The following is an 18,566-nucleotide window of genomic DNA, read 5'->3' as shown; positions in this document are numbered from 1 at the left end:
AACAGCCGGCCGACTGAGCGATCTGATTGGGATATTACGTATTGCTAAGACGACATTGGCCTCGTCCGAAAAGACTAGAGGTGTTGATCAGTCAGTCAGCGCGACAAGGCGGTTTTCATACGGTCTTGGCAAAGGGAGGTTCACACATGGCCTCTTGCCGATCTAGCCGATGGATCCAAGATCGGGCGGCCAGTCCATGCCAGCGAGATCGTACCAGACGCCGGGCGGTCCCAACTCTGAAGTTTGCGAAATGCGGCTCATCGTCCGACCGGACGATGCTGCGATCAAACGTCCGTGAATGGCTAGCGAGTGGAACAAGCGGAGGAGAAACGCATGAACTTCCAATGGAACAATTCCATTACGCGACGCACGGCCATCGGAATGGTTTCGGTGGCTGCACTGGCAATTTCGGCTGGCTTTTCGCACGCCCAGGAAACGATAAAGGTCGGCGGCATCATGTCCATGACCGGGGGCGGTGCCTCGATCGGCAAGACGGCGGAGGTGGGCTGGAAACTTGCCATCGAAGACATCAACGCTGCGGGCGGCATCCTGGGCAAGAAAGCCGAGCTCGTGCTTGGCGATACGATGACTGATCCGACACATGCGGTCAGCGAAGTCCGTCGCTTGATCGAAAACGAGAAGGTTCAGGTTTTGATCGGCCCGGCGACCTCCCAGGAAACCATCCCGGTTGTGCCTGTTGCGACCGAAAAGAGCATCGCCCAGGTGTCGTCAGCGGCATCGACCCAGCTGACGCCCGAAGCTGGTCCGTTCCATTTTTCTGGCTCGGTCACCGGGCTCAACCAGATGAAGCCGAACATCGACTATGCGCTCGACAAGCTGAAGCTGACCAAGCTCGCGCTGATATCTGACAATGGCGGTATGTCGAAGGCGGCTGTCACCGAGATCGTCGACTACCTCAAGTCGCGCGGCGTCGAGCCGACAGCCGTACAGGAATTCGCTTTCCGCACCGAAGATATGACCCCGCAGCTCTTCCAGATGCGCAGCTCGGGCGCCGAGGCGATCCTTTTGATCAACTCGATTGGCGATGACTCGCGCAAGCTACTCGAAAATCGTGCCGACATTGGCTGGGACGTGCCGGTGCTGGCCAACCAGACGATGACCAACTATGCCGTCGGCAATGCCGCAGTGGTCGGCGAAGAAGCATTCAAGGACGTCTACAGCGTCCAGTTTGTCGGCATGACCTATTGCCCGAGCGACCCGGTCGGCGAAAAGGCATTCGCCAAGTTCGTCAAGCGCGCCAAGGAACAGGTTGCCGACGTCGACCGCATGGGTGGCGCCTCGGCGCTGATTCCTTATTACATCCAGCCAGTCGTCTTGGCCGCTGCGATCAATGGATCGGGCAAGGCCGATGGTCCTTCGATAGCTGCTTGGCTGCAAGCCAACGCCTCCAAGGTCGAGATGCTGACGGGTCCGATCCAGGCCAGCGACAAGAGCCACTTCCTGCCCGCGCCCGAGTCGATCAAGGTGGTCAAGAACCCCTACAAGCCGCGCGAGGATGGCCTGGTCGAACGGGCCGACTGCGGCGCCTAAGGCACATCAGGCACTTGCTGATCATGCGGGCCGGGTCGCAAGACCCGGCCCGTTTTGTTTGCATGCTGCCCAATACTTATCCACTGACACGGTGTCAAAAATTCTACGTGGTGCATTTCGAATTGACGACGTGTCAATTTAATGACATAACTGTCGACATTATTCATTTCGCATTCGGGAGGAAGCGCGATGACCGGTTCAAGCACAATTCGCATGGCAGCTGCGTCGTCGTTCGTCCGGCATCTTGCCCGACGAAGTTTCCTCCCTCCATCCTGATCCGCTGATGCCTGGGCCGGTTGCCGGCCCTCGACACAAAAATCCAACTCATGACCTGCTGGCGCGCAAGCCGCGCTGTCGGGTGCTGGTCCCGCACGCCCCGTGCGGCGGATACTGGGAGCTCCTGCAATGACCTTTCACGCCAGATCGATTGTCGAATTCGGCCACTTCCTCAACCGCGTTTCCGACAGCCTCATGAGCGGCAGGCCGTTGCGCAACTCGCTTGAACTGGTTCGCGAGCAGTTCGACGCATACGCAGCGGTGCTCGTAATCGAGGATCGGGTGCGCACCGGTGAGACCTACCATGTGTTCACCGAGATCGATGAGAACATGACCGATACGGCAGGCGTTGCGCTTCCGCGGGCGGCTCAGCTGACATATCTGACGGAGCGCTGCCAGCCGATGTCGGCGACGCTCCTCGCCGCTGATGATAGCGCCCGTTACACCCTGTGGGTTTTCCGTGACCGTGCTGGGCCAAAATTCGACGACCAAGCAGCGTCGGTTTGCGAAATCCTGGTGTCCCAGCTTTCCCGTGGCGTCGAAATGTCCTGGCGTATGGGCGCGACCGAGGTCGAACGCTCGCTTTATTCCGATGTTATGGACAAGCTCTATGTCGGCGTCGTTATCCTCGATCACTCGGGCAAGATCATCCGTGCCTCCGATGCCGCCACCCGCTTCCTCGAGGCCCGCGACGGCTTGCAGATCCAGGGTAATCGTCTTCGTGCGACCTCGGCCAAGGAAGACCGCGATTTCCAAAATGCGATCAAAGCGGCCATGCAAGGCGCTAGCGCAAACGAAGCAGCGGCTTCGCGCGGCCTTTCGCTGACCAAGCAGTCCGGTTCGCGCAATCTCGGCGTCATCGTTCGCCCGATCCGCGGCAGCAAAGACAACGCTGCCGCTGCCAATTCGGCGGTCGCCGTCTACATCCGCGACCCTGAGACGAACCCCGAGGTCGAGGGCGAGCTTGTGCGCCAGTTATTCGACCTGACCCCTGCGGAGGCAGCCGTGGCCCGTCGCCTGACGGCGGGCCTGTCGCTTGAAGATGCTGCGACCTCGCTCGACATCAGCCGCAACACAGCGCGCGCGCATCTGCGCTCGATCTTCTCCAAGAGCGGCATCACGCGTCAGACGGAGCTCGTAAGACTGGTGCTGAACAGCGCGGTCATCCTCGGCCACGGCCCGCGCCAGGCCGCCTGACAGGCGCGTTCCAACTCCACGTTGACCCAAACTGAAAGCGCTGGCGGACAAAGTCCCCAGCGCTTTTCCATTTAGATCCAACAGAGAAGTCCCCGCTCAAAAACCGGCAGGGGGAAGAGCCAACAAAGCGTCCTGGTTTTGGCTGCCCTGTCAGAACAGCGACTTGAGCTGCTCCTTGGAATAGCCGACGCCTTCATCGCTACGGCCCTGCTTGACCTTCATCGCCCAGGCCGGGTCGGCCAGTAGCGCGCGCCCGACAGCGAGAACGTCGAATTCGTTACGTGCAAGGGGCTTTTCGATCACGTCGAGAGGTGCCACTTCGGCAGCATTCAAGCCCGGCCTGTCGAGGCCAACCCCTCCGACTGCGATCACGGGTAGTCCAGTGATCTTCTTGGTCCAGCCGGCAAGCGTCATGTCGTTCTCGGCTGCGAAGCCCGGCTCCCACATGCGTCGCGTCGAGCAGTGCATGATGCTCACGCCCGCGTCAACCAGCGGTTCCAGCACCTCGGCCAGTTCGCCTGGCGTTTCGCCAAGTACTGCCTTGTAGTCTTGTTGCTTCCACTGCGAATAGCGAAAGGAGATCGGGAAATCCGGGCCGACGCGGCTGCGCATTGCTTCGATGACCTCGACGGCAAAGCGCGTGCGCTCACGGCGGTTGCCGCCATAGCGGTCGGCGCGGCGGTTGGAGGTTGCCCAGAGGAACTCGTCGATCAGGTAGCCATGCGCGCCATGGATCTCCACCCCGTCGAATCCTAGCCGCTGTGCTGCTTCCGCAGCCTCGGCATAGGCCTCGATGACCTCGATGATGTCATTATCGGTCATCGCCTTGGTCGGCTCGGGATGGCCGGTGAAGGCATTGAGGTTTTCCGATGGTCCGACGCCGGGTACGCCAGGTTGCGGCGCCATCGCGGAGTTGCGGAAGCTTCCGGTATGCCACAGCTGCGGCATGATCTTGCCGCCAGCGGCATGCACGGCAGCACGCACCTTGGCCCAGCCGGCCAATGCCGCCTCTCCGGCGAAATAGGGCACGCCCTCGTAGCTCGGCGCCGTGGGATGACCGATGTAGGTCGCCTCGGTGATGATCAGGCCAACCTGGTTGAGCGCACGGCGCGAATAGTAGGCCGAGACTTTCTCATGCGGGGTCCCGTCGGCGCAGAAATAGCGCGACATCGGCGCCATGGCGATGCGATTGGAAAGCTCGAGGCCTCCGATCTTGATCGGCTGGAACAGCTTCTCGGCAATCAGCCCGTCAGCAGCCTGCCGGTTAGTAGTCAGATTGTCAGCGCACACGATTGCCACGGATTTCATTGCCCTTGCGCATGGTTTCGATGAAGGCTTCGAGCGGCGCCGGTTCCGGCAGCGCTTCTTCTGGCCCCGAACGCGCCCAGAATTCCTTCCAGGACGGGAACAGCTCGTGGAACGAGCCCTCATAGGGCTCGCGGCCTGGCCAGCGCATCTTGCGCGAGCCGACTGGCGGCTTGTTGAGGTCGGTCGCATACCAGTACAGCGGCTGACGGCGGCGGAAGCACCAGCGGCCGTCAATTCGCTCGTAGCGGTCGTAGTACATCATCTGCATGATGACCCATTCGGCGCCGCATTCGTGCTCGTTCTTGGAGTAGACGATGCCCACTGCATTGTCGGCGTCGACAAACTCGATGATCGTCGAGCCGACGTGATGGGAGGTGCCGTCGAACTGCTTGCGCATGGTATCGTCGAGCCAATCGCGCAATGCTGCCCTGCCCGACTTGCCGCCGCCGACCTTGACGTCGGGCGCAAAAAGCGAGGCCATCGCGTTCATGTCGCGCATGTCGAGCGCCAACGAATATTTGGAAATCAGCTGGCGGATCTCGTCACGCGATTCAAGCCTGTCCAGCCGCGCCAGGATTTCGGCCTGTGCGTTGTCCGTTTTGTCCATGGTCTTCTCCGATGCCTGATGGGCCTTGACGCCTCAGAAGTAGTAGCGGCCGACCATGTCGGCGACGCAGCCCGGCTTTGTTGAGCCCTCGATCTCGATCGTCACCCGCACGGTGGTCTGAACGGCATTGCCGGCCAAGAGCTCGGCATGGACCAGTTCGCCAACCGCACGGACCTTGGAGTTGACGGGGACCGGTGCGGGAAAGCGCAGCCGGTCGCAGCCATAGTTGATGCCCATCTTCATGCCTTCCGCCTTGAACAGCTCCGGCAGGAACCCGTTGATCAGCGAAAAGGTCAAACATCCATGGGCGACCGTCGTACCAAACGGCCCATCCTTGGCGAGCACCGGATCGACATGAATCCACTGGTGATCGCCGGTCGCCTCCGCAAAGGTGTCGATGCGCTTTTGGTCGATCAAAAGCCAGCCGCTCGACCCGAGGTTCTGGCCAATCGCCGCCACTGCCTCTTCAGGCAACGAGAAGACGAGACCCATCGTCAGGCCCTCTGGCTGGAGACCGAGACGACCTCGCCGACCATGTAGCCGGCATAGTCGCTGGCCAAAAACATCATGACATTGGCGATTTCCCAGACTTCGGCGGCACGGCCGAAGGCTTCAAGGCTTGCCAGGGCGTCCAGCTGTTCCTGCGGCGCAGATCGCTTGAGGAAGTCGTGCATGGCGATAGACGGTGACACGGCGTTGATACGGATGCCATATTCGGCGGCTTCGACGGCCGAACAGCGTGTGAATGCCATCACGCCAGCCTTGGCAGCTGCATAGTGGGACTGGCCCTTCTGGGCACGCCAGCCAAGCACCGAGGCGTTGTTGACGATGGCGCCCTTGCCACGGGGCTGCATCTTCTTGAGGGCCGCGCGCGTCATGCGCATGGTCCCGGTCAAGGTGACGTCGAGCACCAGGTTCCATTCGGCGTCGGTCATCTCGACGACGGGCTTCAGGCCGCCGAGCCCGGCGTTATTGATGAGCACGTCGATGCCGCCGAGCTTTTCATCCGCCGCGTCGACTAGCGTCTGCACCTGCTCTTCGTCGGTAACGTTGCACAGCTGGCTGTAGATTTCGACCGTCGGCGAGAATTCGCGCAGCTTCTCTGCGGCTTCCGCCAGGCGCCGGTCATGGACGTCGGAGATCATGATGGCGCGGCAGCCTTCCTCGATCGCCTTGCGGGCCGCGGCAAAGCCGATGCCGACGCCAGCGGCGGCCGTGATGAGCACCGAGCGACCCTTGAGCAGGCCGTGGCCTTCGACATAGGCGGGAACGGGAATGATGTTGGTGGTCATGGGGGCGTCCTGTTCCAATTACTTCTTGAAGTCGGCGTCGCGCTTGCCGACGAAGGCGTCACGCGCCTCCTGCGATTCCTGGGTGAGATATGCCTGGGCGGTGAAACCCTGCTCCCAGCGGTACTTCTTTTCGAGGTCGCCATCCTCGATGCCGTTGAGCGCTTCCTTGGCGAGACGGATCATGATCGCGCTCTTGGCGGCAATGGTCTTGGCGAGCTTGATCGCGGCGTCGCGCAGTTCCTCACGCGGAACGACCTTTTCGACGGCGCCCAGGCGGTAGGCCTCGGCGGCATCGATTGGCTCGCCGGTGAAGTACATCTGGCGCACCTTCTGCACCGGAAACAGTCGTTGTAGGTGCGCACCCGCACCCAGCGCGCCACGGTCGACCTCGGGCACGCCGAAGCTCGCGTCGGGCGAGCAGATGATGATGTCGGCCGAACCGCAGATGCCGATGCCCCCGCCGAGGATGTAGCCATGGGCTGCCACGATCACCGGCTTCAGGCCGCGGTGGATAGCGCGGAAGGTCTCCCAGTTGCCGGCATTCACTTCTGGAATACGCTCGGGATGCTTCTGCAGCTCCTTGATGTCGACGCCGGCGCAGAAGCCGCGGCCTTCGGCGCGGATGACGATCACGCGCACATCAACATTGGCATTGAGGCCATCGATCTCCTGCGAGAGCTTGCGCCAGCCAATGCTATCCAGTGCGTTGACCGGCGCATTTTCGATCACAAGCTCGGCGACGCCCTCTTCAATTCTGGTCCAGAACTGTTCGCTCATCGAATTTCTCCGTTACTTCGCGGCGACGAGCGCCGAAATTTCCCTCAGCCGCGCTTCAGCCTCGGCAACGATGCGCACGATCAGCTCTTCGCAGCTTTCGAGCTTGTCGATCATCGCGGCCGCCTGGCCCGAAGGCAGCAGGCCGGTTTCGGTGTTGCCCTCGACAACGCCGCGCTGCACCAGCGTCGGCAGGTTCGGTGCCATCACGGTCTGGGCAAAGCTGTTTTCGCCGCTCGACAGCACCTTAAGGCCAAGCTTGGCCATGGCGATCGGGCCAAGCCCGCTCTCCTTGCCCCACTGGCGAGCATATTTCATGCTCATTGCCAGGCGCGCGGGCAGGCCCATGCTTTCGAGGCGCTTGATCTCGGCGTTTTCTATGAAGCGCTGCGGCATGCCGTCGACGGCGGTAGTGGTGCGGATCAGCGTCGGATCTTTGGTCGCAAGGTAGCGGTCGAGTGCGGAACGGGGCACCGGCGATTCTTTGGTCATCAGGAATCGCGTCCCCATGGCGATGCCGGCCGCACCGTAGCCGAGAGCTGCTGCAAGTCCGCGACCGTCAAAGAAGCCACCAGCGGCCACGACAGGAACCTTCACGGCGTCGAGCACCTGCGGCAGCAGAATGGTCGTTGGCACAGCGCCCGTGTGGCCACCGCCCTCGCCGCCCTGAACGGTGATGATGTCGGCGCCCAGCTCGACGGCCTTGACCGCGTGCTTGACCGCGCCGACCGTCGGCATGCAGACGACTCCCGCATCCTTCAGCCGCTTGATCGTCTTGGCGTCAGGGCCGCGGCCGTAGCTTACCGCGCGCACCTTATGCTTGATGACAGCGGCGATCACCTCTTCGGCGTTCGGCTGGAACATGTGAAAATTGACGCCAAAAGGACGGTCGGTCTTCGACTTTATGGCGAGCAGCTGGTTTTCGACGTCACCCGGTTCGGTCGTCGCCCCTGCAAAGAAGCCGAAGCCGCCGGCATTGCAGGTGGCGGCGGTCAGATTGGCGTCGGCCACCCAGCCCATCGCAGTCTGCACCACCGGATAGCGGCTGCCGAGGCGTTCGCACAGGACGGTATGCAGGGACATGAGGCGTTCTCTCTTGCTGGATTTACGGCAATCGCCCGTTTTTTGGGCGGGCGGTTGCTCTATCTGTTTTCAAATGATGCGCCGCACAAACTGGAACATCGTCTGAATGAACTAACGGCCCGGATCAGTAGAAAACGCGGCCGCCATTGACCATCAGCGTCTGGCCGGTGATGAAACGAGCCTTGTCGCTCGACAGGAAAACTACCGCATTTGCGATGTCTTCGGGTTCGCTCAATTCGCCGAGCGGGATCATGTTCTTGGCACGCTCGTAAGCGTCCTTGGGGATGCGCTGCATGGCACGCGTGTTGGTCGGACCCGGGCAGACTGCGTTGACGTTGACCTTGAACGGTCCGAGTTCGCGGGCAAGCGCACGGGTAAAGCCGAGCACGCCCGCCTTTGCCGAGGCGTAATCGACCGTACCGATGTCGCCATTCATCGCCGAGTCGGACGAAATGGATACGATCTTGCCCGAACGGCGCGCGCGCATGTCCTCAACCACCTGGCGCGTGCAGGTCAGCGTCGTCATCAACGACACGCCGATCACGAACTGCAGCGTCTCCGGCTTGGCCTGCCAGAATTCGGAATAGTTCTCCCGCGCCGTCTGGCCGATGTTGTTGAGCAAAATGTCGACTGACCCAAAGTCGCGCTTGATGCGGGTAAAGCTGTCGACGACGACCTGCTGGTCCGTCATGTCGCCCACCAGCGGCAGTGCCTTGACCTTGTGCGCGCGCACGAGTTCGGCGGTTTCGGCAAGCGCATCTGCTTCGCGGTCGAGGATCGCGACGTCGGCGCCCTCTTGCGCGTAGGCGATAGCCGCAGCACGGCCGATGCCATTGCCGGCGCCGGTAACCACAGCGATCTTGCCGGTGAATTGTCTCTGCTCAGTCATGCCTTTCCTCCCTCGATGCTTCAAATCTGGTGATGCGCCTCAGCCGCCGTGACGGCCAAACAGCGACAGAACCTCATAAGACAGGTCGTCCGCGCCGGGGCGTCCAGGTGGGCTGCCGGCGGCAAAGTCGCGATAGGCTTCCGCATCGACCCTGCGCTTGGTCGACCAGTCGAGCGTGATAGAGCGCCCGAGGAAGCGCCACTCGCCGTTGTCGCGCCTGTAGCGGTCGAGGCTTCGGCTCCCCGTGATGACCTCATGTGCGTCTGGGCCATGCGTGCGGTGATAGTTGATCTTGTAGACCTCGCCTTCGGCGCGGTCGCCATCGATCTCGAAGCTGGTGTTGACCACGTAGTGCGCAGTCGCAGCATAGTTCGACAGCGCCTTTTCGACGAAGGCCATGTAGGCATCCGGCCCGCCGACGAACATGTCGCCATGCTCTTCGTGCGCATCGTCGTGGTAGAGGCTGCGCAGCAAGGCGAAATCGCGCCTGTCCACCGCCCGCGAATAGGCCGTCACCAGACGGCGCAGCGCATCACGCGCCGCAAGCTCGTTCAGATCCGCCTCACGAATGCCCATGCAGGTCCTCCCAAAACCTTTCCGCCTCCGGCAACGGCGCAGGTGAAGATCGTTACAGCTTGCCGCGTGGCTCCCTCGGCATACCGAGCCCCTGTTCGGCGATGATGTTGAGCTGGATTTCGTTGGTGCCGCCGTAGATCGTGTCGGCGCGCGCAAACAGAAACATCTGCTGTAAGCGCTCGCGGCGCGGATATTCCGAAACCACGTTTCCGTCCATGCCGAGCACATCCATCGCCAGCCGGCCGAGGTCGCGATGCCAGTTCGACCAGTGGTATTTGTAGGCGAGGCCCTCGCGGCGCGTTTCAGTCGATGGCTCATCGCTCAACGCGCGCATGGCCAGATAGCGCATGGCGCGCAAGCCGATCCACGCACGCGCAACCCGCTGCCGGATTGCCGGCGACCGATCCGCGCCATTTTCCTTGGCGATTTCGACGATCAGGTCGAGTTCCTGCTGGAACCCCATCTGCTGGCCGAGCGTAGAAATTCCGCGCTCGAAGCCGAGCAGCGCCATGGCGATCCTCCAGCCATCGCCGGGCTGCCCAACGACATCCTCGGCCTTCGCGCGAGCGCCGTCGAAGAACACGGAATTGAATTCCGAACCGCCGCCGATCTGCTTGATCGGATGGATTTCGACGCCCGGCTGGGCGAGTTGCATCAAAAGGAAAATCAGGCCGTTGCGGCCGACAGATCCTTCCTCGCAGCGCGCCACCACGAAAATCCAGTCGGACAGATGCGCAAGCGAGGTCCAGACCTTCTGGCCCGAAACCAGCCAGTCGCCGGTTTCGGGATCCTGCTTGGCGCGGGTCTTGATGTTGCCGAAATCGGAACCGGCGCTCGGCTCGGAATAGCCTTGGCACCAGAATTCGGTGCCGTTGAGGATGCCCGGCAGGAAGCGCTTCTTTTGATCTTCTGTGCCGAAGGCAATCAGCGTCGGCCCCATCAGTCCTTCGCCGATATGGCCCATGCGGCCGGGGCCACCGGCGCGGCTGTACTCTTCCTGGAACACCACCTGTTCGGCGACCGACAGGCCGCGTCCACCATGTTCGGCGGGCCAACCGGGACAGGTCCAGCGACCGCGAGCCAGCTCTTGTTCCCATTCCTTGCGCAGGTCGGGAAGCGCGTCGCCCTCGCCCGAACCGCCGCGGAATTTCAGTTCAGCGAACTTGCCGGTGAGATTGGCGTTCATCCAGTCGCGCACTTCGGCGCGGAAGGCGTTCAGGTCGCTCACGGCCGGCCTCCGTCGCCAAACATCGCTGCGGCTATCTTGTCCATATGCGCTTCGCACGATCCCAGCAGCGCGGCACTTGCCTGCGCGCGCTTGAAGTACAGGTGCGGGTCGTATTCCCAGGTGAAGCCGACGCCGCCATGCAGCTGGATGGCCTCTTCGGCGGCAAGGAACTGTAGCTCGGATGCGACAACGCGCGCGCCACAAATCTCCAGCGCGCTCTCGCCCGCGTCAGCCTGTCCCATGGCAGCAGCGGCGCCGAACACCAGCGAACGCGCTTCGGCGATGTCGACGGCCAGCTTTGCGCAGCGGTGCTTGATGGCCTGAAACGAAGCGATGGTCCGGCCGAACTGCACGCGCTCGGAAATGTAGGCAAGCGTCATGTCGAAAGCGCCCTGCGCCGCTCCGATCTGCTCGGCTGCAAGTCCGAGATTGGCAAATCTAAGCGCTTTGGCGAACTGATCTCCCGTCACCGCACCGCTGTCTATGCGGCATTCGGCGGCCACTTCCAGACCGGGAAGTTCAAGCGATGCGATAGGTCGCGTACCGTCGATCACGCTGAGCGATGTGACCACCTGGCCGCCACTGCTGGGCAATGCAAACAGCGCAGTCGCACCGTCCTCCAGCCTTGCCGGAACAATCACCATGTCGGCGACAGCGAGATCTACGACCTGCCCGACCGTGCCGTCGAGGCGATAGCCGTTGGGGGTTCTGGCGGCCTGGACCGCAACCGTCGCCGACGGATCGGCCGCAGAAAGATCAGCATAAGCGACGGTCACGGCCATTTCGCCCGCGGCGATCGCGCCAAGGTATGTCGCCTTGGCCTCGTCGCTTCCAGCCGACTCGATGAGTGGTGCCGCCAGGCACACCGTCGACCAGAACGGAACGCAGGCAAGTCGTGAACCAGCAAGTTCCATCAAGATGGCGACTTCAGTCGCCCCGAGTCCCAATCCGCCGAATTCTTCCGGGATCGCCATGGCACACCAGCCGAGATCGCGCGAAATGCTGGTCCACAGCTCGACATCGTGCGTTGAGCCTGTATCGACGACGCGGCGTATGGCTTGCGAAGACGACTGCTCTCGCAAGAAGCGCTCGGCCTCCTCGCGGATCATCTGCTGGTCAGGTGTGAATTCGAGGATCATCAAATTCCATCAGGCACGTATCGGGACGGCTTTGTCATTGAACATTGCCCCAAGCGGAGTGGCTGCGGCAACGAATGCACTTCATGCCGGATGCCACCGACAAGCACCAGCGGCATCGTCCAAATGTGGGATGCTGGGCAACTGCCCCGCCTAGTCTATTCCCCACGGGAGCTGGCCGGCCACTGATGGCTGGCATGCATTGGAGGTCACGATGGGGCTAAGGCGTTTCGACAATAAGGTGGTGCTGATCACAGGTGCCGCCACCGGCATTGGCCGGGCGACCGCGCTCCGCCTCGCCGCCGAAGGCGCAACCCTGATACTCGCCGACCGCAACCTCGCAGGGGCGCAAGCCGCCTGCGCGGAAGCGACTGAAAGGTTCGGCGTCCGCGCCGACGCGATTGCCTATGATGCGGCCGACACTGCCTCGGCCCGCGACATGGTCGACACGGCGATTGCGCTGCATGGCTGCCTCGACAGCCTGATCAACAATGCCGGCATCTATCGTCGCGATCACTTCGCCAGGCAGACAGGCGACGAGTGGGCACTGGTGTTCCGCCTCAATCTCGAAAGCGTGTTCCATGTCGTGCAGCAGGCATTGCCGACGTTGATCGCATCGCGTGGCAATGTGGTGTCGACAGCCTCGACAGCCGGGGTCGACGGCATCGCTTATGCCGCGGCATACGCGGCATCCAAGGCGGGCATCATCGCCATGACCAAGTCGCTGGCAACCGAGTACGCGCCCAAGGGCGTCCGCTTCAATGCGATCTGCCCGGGCCGGGTCCGCACCGAGATAGGCACCGGCCTGCTACCCATTGATGACCAGGACCCAGCGATTTCCGTGCGGCCTTCCAAGCTGTTGGGCAAGATCGAGACCGGCGAGCCAGAAGACATCGCAGGCGCCTTTGCCTATCTCGCTTCGGACGATGCGTCATATGTCTCCGGCAGTGTCCTTGTCGTCGACGGCGCCCAGACGGTCGGCTGAGCGCCGGCTCGTTCAAATCATCGGAGAAACTCATGGATACCGAAACGCAGCTCGCCTTGCTCGAAGCGCGCATCAAAGGGCTGGAAGACCAGCTCGCAATCTACCAGCTGCTCGCGACATATGGACCCTCGGTCGACAGCCGCACAGGCGACGTCACGGCCTCGCTGTGGGCGCAAGATGGCCGCTACGATTTCGGTGCGGCACCGCTCGAGGGTGCTGAAACCGTCGGTTCATTGGTCAACATCGAGCCGCACATCAACTATGTCGCAGACGGCTGCGCTCACGTCATCTCCATGCCGTATGTCAGCGTCGATGGCGACCGGGCAGTGGCCACGGGCTATTCGCGCGTCTATCTCAATCAGGGCGACCATTGGCGTGTCGAGCGCGCCGGAGCCAACCGGTGGGAGCTGGTCCGCACCACGGAAGGCTGGCGCGTGCACAACCGTATCAACCGCCTGCTCAACGGCCAGTCGGAGGCTCGCTCGCTGCTGTCGCAAGGTGTCAAACCCAAGGAGTGATACCGCAAGCCGCCCTGCGGATGGACAGTCCTCCATTGGCGCAAGCCCAGGCGTTCGGTCCAATCCAGGTCCTGCGGGCCTTGAGCCAGTGCCGCCCTGTCAATCGCTAGTAGGTCGGATGCCCGTTCACCATCAGCCGAATGCGGTAGAGGGACGTCGTGCCGGCAATGTAAAGACAATTGAGTTTGGCCCCGCCGAAGACGCAGTTGGCGGACGGCTCGGGCAGCCTGATCTTGCCTATCAATGTTCCGTCGGGATCGTGGCAATGGATGCCGTCATGAGCCGCAACCCATATGCGACCTGCAACGTCCAGCCGGAACCCATCGAACAATCCTGCCGTACACTCAGCGAAGACACGCCCATTGGTCGCGCGCCCGTCAGCGCTGACGTCGTAGACTCGCATGTGTGCCGGATACTCGCTCCCGTGCGTGCGGCCGGTGTCCACCACGTAGAGCTTGCTTTCATCGATGGAGAAGGCGAGCCCGTTGGGCTTTACCATGTCAGTGATAACTGCCATGACCTCGCCCGAAGCCGGATCCACCCGGTAAACCTGGGATGAACCGATCTCGCTCTCGGCCTTGTTGCCTTCGTAGTCGGAGTCGATGCCGTATGTCGGATCGGAAAACCATATCGAGCCGTCAGATCGAACCACCACATCGTTGGGCGAGTTCAGCCGCTTGCCTTGCCAGCTATCGGCGACGACCGTGATTTTCCCATCATGCTCGGTACGCGTCACACGTCTGCCGCCATGCTCGCAGGTCACAAGTCTGCCCTGGCGGTCGACAGTGTTGCCATTGGAATTTCCCGATGGCTGGCGAAACGTGCTGACCCGCTCATCTGTTTCGTCGAAACGCAGCATCCTGTCGTTGGGAATGTCCGACCAGACAAGATAGCGGCCCGCAGCAAACCAGGCCGGGCCCTCGGCCCACAGGCAGCCGGTGAACAGTTTTTCGACCCGTGCGTGAAGGTTGACCAGCGGCGCGAAACGCGGATCGAGAATTTCAAACGCGACGTCCGACATATCTGCTCCCAAGTGCATGCTCCCTTCCAAGCCGGTTCTCGTTATGGCCGCCGGCCACCTTTCGCGAAATCTGCAGCCGCTTTTGCCAGCACATCGACAGGCAACAGCGCGTCAAGGACAAGCGCGGCCTCGTCGAGATCTGGAGGCTCAAGGTCTGCGAACTGGCTGTCGACCAGGCTTGCCGGCATGAAATGGCCGGTGCGCTCCAAAACGCGACGGTGGGCTGTGGCTGGATCGAGCACCAGATGAACGAAACGCAAGGACGGATTGAGTTTTCGGAGCTGATCACGATAGCGGCGTTTGAGGGCAGAACATGCGGCAACGACATCCTGCCCTCGCACAACGCGCGTGGCGATCTCACGGCCGATCAGGTCGAGCCAGCCCTGGCGATCTGAATCGTTAAGCGCCTGTCCATTGGCCATGCGCGCGATGTTTCTCGCCGGATGCAGCATGTCGCCTTCGACGAAGCTCGCATGGAGTGCCTCAGCAATCGCCAACCCGACCACCGACTTGCCACTGCCGCTAACGCCCATGACGATCAGCGGCGGTATGAGACCATGAGTCGTTATGCCGGGCTTGTTCAAGCTTTCACCCTTTTGATGGGGTCCGACCGTAAAGCAGCAGCATGGAGATGATGACGACCCCATAGATGATCTGCCGGCCGGCTTCGGGCATCTGAATGACCGAGAGGATGGACTGCAGGAGGGTAATCAAGATGACGCCTGCTACCGTCCCCAGATATGATCCCTTCCCGCCCAAGATGGAGGTGCCGCCAAGCACCACGGCGGCTATTGCCGGCAGCAGATATGCATCGCCCATGGCCTGGGCCGCCTTGGAGGCATAGCCTGCAAGAAGGACGCCGCCCAGCGCACTCAAGCCACCCGAGATTGCAAAGGCAATGAGCACGACACGCCTGGTGTTGACGCCCGACAAATAGGCGGCGCGCTCCCGATTGCCGATACCGTAGACGGCACGGCCAAAGCGCGTTTTCGTCAACATGAACACCATGCCCGCACCCACCAGGGCCCAGACGACCACAGCGTTGGGTACGCCCGGCACGAGTGCGCCAGTGGCCAGGTAGCGCATCGCGTTTGTTGCTGAATCCCGCGGCGCAAAGCCGCCCGTATAGACTACCATCAGCCCTTGGGCGACGGCGTTGGTGGCAAGTGTGACGATCATAGAGGGGATGCGCAAATAAGCGACGCCGAATCCGTTCAGCGTTCCGAACGCCGTTCCGCAGAATATGCCGAAGGGGATTGCCAGGGCGGCTGCCACGGGTCCGTATGCGGTCGCGGCACAGGCCATCATCGCGCCCCCCGCCACCACCCACGGCACCGAGAGATCTATCTGGCCGAGAAGGATAACTAGCATCATGCCTGTGGCGATCACGCCAAGGAAGGACGCAACCTTCAGCTGTTGGAGCAGATAGTCGGTCGAAAGAAAGCTCGGCGAATAGACGCTTCCGACAATGATCAGCGCCACGATGCAACCAAAGGCGGTCAAGATCGCAGGATCTGCGCGGCGAAGGAACTTGGGTATCCGCTTTACCGTCCGCATGGGCAAGGCTTCGCTCATCGAAACCACTCCAGCCGATTGCGCACCCTCAGAAGGCCAATCGAACCGAAGCTGATCGCAGCCAGCAAGATTACTCCCTGAAACAAGGGCTGCCACAAGGCATCCAGATCAAAGACGAACATGAGGTCGCCGATGGTTCGGAAGGCAAAGGCGCCGAAGATGGCACCAATGATGCTGCCCTTGCCGCCGTAGAGCGAGACGCCGCCAAGCACGACTGCGGCGATCGAAAAAAGCGTATAGGTGCTTGCGCTTGCCGTCGATGCCTCGCCCGAATAGGTGAAGAAGGTCAAAAACAATCCGCCGGTGCCGGCAAGCAGGCCTGAAAGGGCATAGGCGGCCAGCTTGCCACGACGGATCGGAACACCCGACATGTAGGCGCTCTGCTCGGACGAGCCGGCGGCATACGCAGCGCGCCCGGCAACAGAGCGGCTGAACGGTACCCAGATCAAAAGCACGATTGCCAGGAGAAACACCAAGCTCGTTGGCACAACGCCGAGCAATTTGCCGGTCATCGCATCAGCCAGCGTTTCGTTTACGGATCCTCCGGGCAACGGGCGCAACATCAGTGCAATGCCGAAATAGACCGCGCCGGTTCCGATGGTGGCAACAATCGGCTGCAACCTTCCAAACAGCACGATCAGGCCATTTACTGTCCCGCAAAGCAGGCCGACTGAAAGCACCAAAACGATACCAAAGGCTGTTTCCGCCGGTGTTCCCTGCACGAGCCAGGACGCCAGGCAATTGGTCAACACGAAGATCGATCCAATGGAAAGGTCAATTCCCGCCGTGATCACGACGAGGGCCTGGGCCATGGCAACGAGGGCCAGAAGCGTGGCCTTGTTCGACGCCGTCTGCGCAACGTTCGGCGTGAGCCCGGCGGGGTGATTGGTGATGTAGATAGCAAACATGAAGATGAAGATGCCAAGGGCGATCAGTGTTCCCCGCTGCTCCGCAAGCCAGTAGCGCCACTCGGTCATGATGATGGCCCCTCGATCCGAGTGCGCCCCATGTCGTGATCCACGTTGAGGGCGCTGGCAACTAGCGCGTGCTCATTGAGTTCGTTGCCCGCGAATTCTCCTTTGATCGTGCCGTCATAAAGGACAAGGACCCGGTCACAGCAGCCGATCAATTCGTCATAGTCTGTCGAGTAGTAGAGGATCGCCGCGCCCTGTTCGGCCAGACGACGCAGAAGTTGATAGATCTCCTGCTTGGTACCCACGTCGATGCCGCGTGTCGGATCGTTGAGCAAAATGATGCCGGGTTTGCGCATCAGCCATTTGGCGATGACAACTTTCTGCTGATTGCCGCCCGACAGCGCGCTGACCGGACCATTGAGTCCATCGGTCTTGACGGCAAGCAACCGCAGCATGTCCTCATTGGCCTGACGCTCGGCTTGGCTGTCTATGATGCCGCGCACGGAAAGCATGTCGAGCGCCGCGAAAGAAAGGTTGTCGCGTACCGACATAGGCAGCATCAGACCTTCGGTCTTGCGATCCTCCGGGATCAGCGCCATTCCCAGGGACTGGACCTTGGCCGCCGAGGGGCTGTTGATGGAGACGCGCTGGCCATCGACGAAGATGTCGCCGTCCATCCCGCGCAACACTCCGAAAATTGCCAGCAGCAGCTCGCGCTGGCCTTGGCCGTCAAGGCCACCAAGACCAACGATTTCGCCGGGCCGCACTGAAAGGGAGATGTTCTTCAGCCGATTGTCCCACGACAAGGTGCGACATTCCAGCGCCGGGCGGCGCGCGATGGCAGCAGCGCGCGGCTTTGGCGGAAAGACGTGGCTATAGTGTCGTCCGATCATCATCTCGACGACTTCGTTTTCGGATCTGCTCCCCGCTTCATATGTGGCGACGTTGCGACCGTTCCTGAACACGGTGCAGGTGTCGGCAAGCTCCGTGATCTCGTTCATGCGGTGCGATATGAACAGCAGCGCCATTCCTTCGTTGCGTAAGCGCCGCAGTACCGCAAACACCTTTTCAACATCCGCAGCGGTGAGCGCGGATGTTGCCTCGTCCAGGATGAGAATCTTCGGGTCCCGCGCAAGCGCCTTGGCGATCTCGACCAGTTGGCGCCGCGACAGCGGCAGGTCTCCGACCAGGGCTGCGGGGTGGATGTCTTCCGCTCCGGCCCGCGCCAGCGCATCCATGGCGATCAGCCGCTGTTTTCGACGGTCGATCAGGCCGAACCGTTTGGGTGGATCGGTGATCATGATGTTGTCGGCGACGCTGAGGTCGGGAATGAGCGAAAGCTCCTGGAAGATGCAAGCCACCCCTTGCCTGACAGCCGCCGCCGGAGATGAGAACGACATCTCCTGGTCTTTCATCAGCATCCTGCCCTCGTCAGGCATCACGACGCCTGCCATGATCTTGATCAAAGTCGATTTGCCGGCGCCGTTTTCTCCGAGAATGGCGTGAATGCGTCCAGCTTCAACGGTCAGGTCGGCCTTTTCCAATGCGTGGACACCGCCATAGCGCTTGGAAACCTTCTCCATCTGGAAGAGCGGGATGCTGTCCAACCGAACCTCCTGTTGCGAGTCGATGGCGC

General features: G+C 61.6%; 19 protein-coding genes. 4 read left to right on the top strand and 15 right to left on the bottom strand.

Going from position 1 to position 18,566, the window contains the following annotated elements; genetic code table 11:
* The first annotated feature begins 333 nt into the window (after window positions 1-333).
* Window positions 334-1,551 carry an ABC transporter substrate-binding protein gene (locus C8K44_RS06380; RefSeq protein WP_245417382.1) on the top strand — a complete coding sequence of 406 codons (1,218 nt, stop codon included), beginning with the start codon at window positions 334-336 and terminating at the stop codon, window positions 1,549-1,551.
* 405 nt (window positions 1,552-1,956) lie between these two features.
* Window positions 1,957-3,024 (top strand): helix-turn-helix transcriptional regulator, encoded by a 1,068-nt coding sequence (locus C8K44_RS06375; RefSeq protein ID WP_109574929.1) that lies wholly within the window; start codon window positions 1,957-1,959, stop codon window positions 3,022-3,024.
* Window positions 3,025-3,174: 150 nt separating this feature from the next.
* Here C8K44_RS06375 and C8K44_RS06370 read toward each other — a convergent pair whose 3' ends face one another.
* From C8K44_RS06370 to C8K44_RS06325, 10 genes are all read right to left on the bottom strand, one after another.
* Window positions 3,175-4,323, bottom strand: coding sequence for an NADH:flavin oxidoreductase (locus tag C8K44_RS06370; protein WP_245417401.1), 1,149 nt, complete (start codon window positions 4,321-4,323; stop codon window positions 3,175-3,177).
* On the bottom strand, window positions 4,304-4,939 hold the full coding sequence (locus C8K44_RS06365) for a nuclear transport factor 2 family protein (RefSeq protein ID WP_109574928.1): 636 nt from the start codon (window positions 4,937-4,939) through the stop codon (window positions 4,304-4,306). The genes C8K44_RS06370 and C8K44_RS06365 overlap by 20 nt, the downstream gene beginning before the upstream one ends.
* A gap of 33 nt (window positions 4,940-4,972) precedes the next feature.
* Window positions 4,973-5,431, bottom strand: a complete 459-nt coding sequence (locus tag C8K44_RS06360) for a MaoC family dehydratase (protein ID WP_109574927.1) — start codon at window positions 5,429-5,431, stop codon at window positions 4,973-4,975.
* A 2-nt stretch (window positions 5,432-5,433) separates the two neighbouring features.
* On the bottom strand, window positions 5,434-6,231 hold the full coding sequence (locus C8K44_RS06355) for an SDR family oxidoreductase (RefSeq protein WP_109574926.1): 798 nt from the start codon (window positions 6,229-6,231) through the stop codon (window positions 5,434-5,436).
* 18 nt (window positions 6,232-6,249) lie between these two features.
* The gene (locus tag C8K44_RS06350) at window positions 6,250-7,008 is read right to left on the bottom strand and encodes an enoyl-CoA hydratase family protein (RefSeq protein ID WP_109574925.1); all 759 of its coding nucleotides are present in this window, start codon (window positions 7,006-7,008) and stop codon (window positions 6,250-6,252) included.
* Between the two features lie 12 nt (window positions 7,009-7,020).
* Window positions 7,021-8,088, bottom strand: coding sequence for a nitronate monooxygenase (locus C8K44_RS06345; protein ID WP_109574924.1), 1,068 nt, complete (start codon window positions 8,086-8,088; stop codon window positions 7,021-7,023).
* A gap of 124 nt (window positions 8,089-8,212) precedes the next feature.
* The gene (locus tag C8K44_RS06340; protein ID WP_109574923.1) at window positions 8,213-8,977 is read right to left on the bottom strand and encodes a glucose 1-dehydrogenase; all 765 of its coding nucleotides are present in this window, start codon (window positions 8,975-8,977) and stop codon (window positions 8,213-8,215) included.
* Between the two features lie 39 nt (window positions 8,978-9,016).
* Window positions 9,017-9,553, bottom strand: a complete 537-nt coding sequence (locus tag C8K44_RS06335; RefSeq protein WP_109574922.1) for a nuclear transport factor 2 family protein — start codon at window positions 9,551-9,553, stop codon at window positions 9,017-9,019.
* Between the two features lie 52 nt (window positions 9,554-9,605).
* The gene (locus C8K44_RS06330; protein WP_109574921.1) at window positions 9,606-10,781 is read right to left on the bottom strand and encodes an acyl-CoA dehydrogenase family protein; all 1,176 of its coding nucleotides are present in this window, start codon (window positions 10,779-10,781) and stop codon (window positions 9,606-9,608) included.
* A complete protein-coding gene (locus C8K44_RS06325; protein WP_109574920.1) occupies window positions 10,778-11,920 on the bottom strand; it encodes an acyl-CoA dehydrogenase family protein in 1,143 nt (380 codons plus the stop codon). The genes C8K44_RS06330 and C8K44_RS06325 overlap by 4 nt, the downstream gene beginning before the upstream one ends.
* Window positions 11,921-12,131: 211 nt before the next feature.
* Between C8K44_RS06325 and C8K44_RS06320 the strand changes: the two genes are divergently transcribed.
* Both C8K44_RS06320 and C8K44_RS06315 read left to right on the top strand, forming a co-directional pair.
* Window positions 12,132-12,902, top strand: coding sequence for an SDR family NAD(P)-dependent oxidoreductase (locus tag C8K44_RS06320; protein WP_109574919.1), 771 nt, complete (start codon window positions 12,132-12,134; stop codon window positions 12,900-12,902).
* Window positions 12,903-12,934: 32 nt separating this feature from the next.
* A complete protein-coding gene (locus tag C8K44_RS06315; RefSeq protein WP_109574918.1) occupies window positions 12,935-13,420 on the top strand; it encodes a nuclear transport factor 2 family protein in 486 nt (161 codons plus the stop codon).
* A gap of 106 nt (window positions 13,421-13,526) precedes the next feature.
* Here C8K44_RS06315 and C8K44_RS06310 read toward each other — a convergent pair whose 3' ends face one another.
* The 5 genes from C8K44_RS06310 to C8K44_RS06290 are packed head-to-tail and all read right to left on the bottom strand — an operon-like array spanning window position 13,527 to window position 18,537.
* A complete protein-coding gene (locus C8K44_RS06310; RefSeq protein ID WP_109574917.1) occupies window positions 13,527-14,441 on the bottom strand; it encodes an SMP-30/gluconolactonase/LRE family protein in 915 nt (304 codons plus the stop codon).
* A gap of 41 nt (window positions 14,442-14,482) precedes the next feature.
* Window positions 14,483-15,025 (bottom strand): gluconokinase, encoded by a 543-nt coding sequence (locus tag C8K44_RS06305; RefSeq protein WP_348626318.1) that lies wholly within the window; start codon window positions 15,023-15,025, stop codon window positions 14,483-14,485.
* 4 nt (window positions 15,026-15,029) lie between these two features.
* Entirely contained in the window at window positions 15,030-16,016 is a 987-nt protein-coding gene (locus tag C8K44_RS06300) for an ABC transporter permease (RefSeq protein ID WP_109574916.1), read from the bottom strand.
* On the bottom strand, window positions 16,013-16,993 hold the full coding sequence (locus C8K44_RS06295) for an ABC transporter permease (RefSeq protein WP_109574915.1): 981 nt from the start codon (window positions 16,991-16,993) through the stop codon (window positions 16,013-16,015). Before C8K44_RS06295 ends, C8K44_RS06300 begins: the two co-directional genes overlap by 4 nt.
* Entirely contained in the window at window positions 16,990-18,537 is a 1,548-nt protein-coding gene (locus C8K44_RS06290) for a sugar ABC transporter ATP-binding protein (RefSeq protein WP_109574914.1), read from the bottom strand. The genes C8K44_RS06295 and C8K44_RS06290 overlap by 4 nt, the downstream gene beginning before the upstream one ends.
* Between the last annotated feature and the right edge of the window lie 29 nt (window positions 18,538-18,566).

The organism is Aminobacter sp. AP02, from assembly GCF_003148805.1.
Classification (GTDB): domain Bacteria; phylum Pseudomonadota; class Alphaproteobacteria; order Rhizobiales; family Rhizobiaceae; genus Aminobacter.
Note: the sequence above shows the minus strand (reverse complement) of the source record. Positions and strands in the feature narration are given on the sequence as shown.

Bases quoted from the DNA above. Each gene is read 5' to 3' on its own strand.
- C8K44_RS06300 (WP_109574916.1), bottom strand. From the start codon at position 16,016: ATGAGCGAAGCCTTGCCCATGCGGACGGTAAAGCGGATACCCAAGTTC.
- C8K44_RS06380 (WP_245417382.1), top strand. From the start codon at position 334: ATGAACTTCCAATGGAACAATTCCATTACGCGACGCACGGCCATCGGA.
- C8K44_RS06350 (WP_109574925.1), bottom strand. From the start codon at position 7,008: ATGAGCGAACAGTTCTGGACCAGAATTGAAGAGGGCGTCGCCGAGCTT.
- C8K44_RS06310 (WP_109574917.1), bottom strand. From the start codon at position 14,441: ATGTCGGACGTCGCGTTTGAAATTCTCGATCCGCGTTTCGCGCCGCTG.
- C8K44_RS06365 (WP_109574928.1), bottom strand. From the start codon at position 4,939: ATGGACAAAACGGACAACGCACAGGCCGAAATCCTGGCGCGGCTGGAC.
- C8K44_RS06340 (WP_109574923.1), bottom strand. From the start codon at position 8,977: ATGACTGAGCAGAGACAATTCACCGGCAAGATCGCTGTGGTTACCGGC.
- C8K44_RS06360 (WP_109574927.1), bottom strand. From the start codon at position 5,431: ATGGGTCTCGTCTTCTCGTTGCCTGAAGAGGCAGTGGCGGCGATTGGC.
- C8K44_RS06295 (WP_109574915.1), bottom strand. From the start codon at position 16,993: ATGACCGAGTGGCGCTACTGGCTTGCGGAGCAGCGGGGAACACTGATC.
- C8K44_RS06375 (WP_109574929.1), top strand. From the start codon at position 1,957: ATGACCTTTCACGCCAGATCGATTGTCGAATTCGGCCACTTCCTCAAC.
- C8K44_RS06320 (WP_109574919.1), top strand. From the start codon at position 12,132: ATGGGGCTAAGGCGTTTCGACAATAAGGTGGTGCTGATCACAGGTGCC.
- C8K44_RS06335 (WP_109574922.1), bottom strand. From the start codon at position 9,553: ATGGGCATTCGTGAGGCGGATCTGAACGAGCTTGCGGCGCGTGATGCG.
- C8K44_RS06315 (WP_109574918.1), top strand. From the start codon at position 12,935: ATGGATACCGAAACGCAGCTCGCCTTGCTCGAAGCGCGCATCAAAGGG.
- C8K44_RS06325 (WP_109574920.1), bottom strand. From the start codon at position 11,920: ATGATCCTCGAATTCACACCTGACCAGCAGATGATCCGCGAGGAGGCC.
- C8K44_RS06345 (WP_109574924.1), bottom strand. From the start codon at position 8,088: ATGTCCCTGCATACCGTCCTGTGCGAACGCCTCGGCAGCCGCTATCCG.
- C8K44_RS06355 (WP_109574926.1), bottom strand. From the start codon at position 6,231: ATGACCACCAACATCATTCCCGTTCCCGCCTATGTCGAAGGCCACGGC.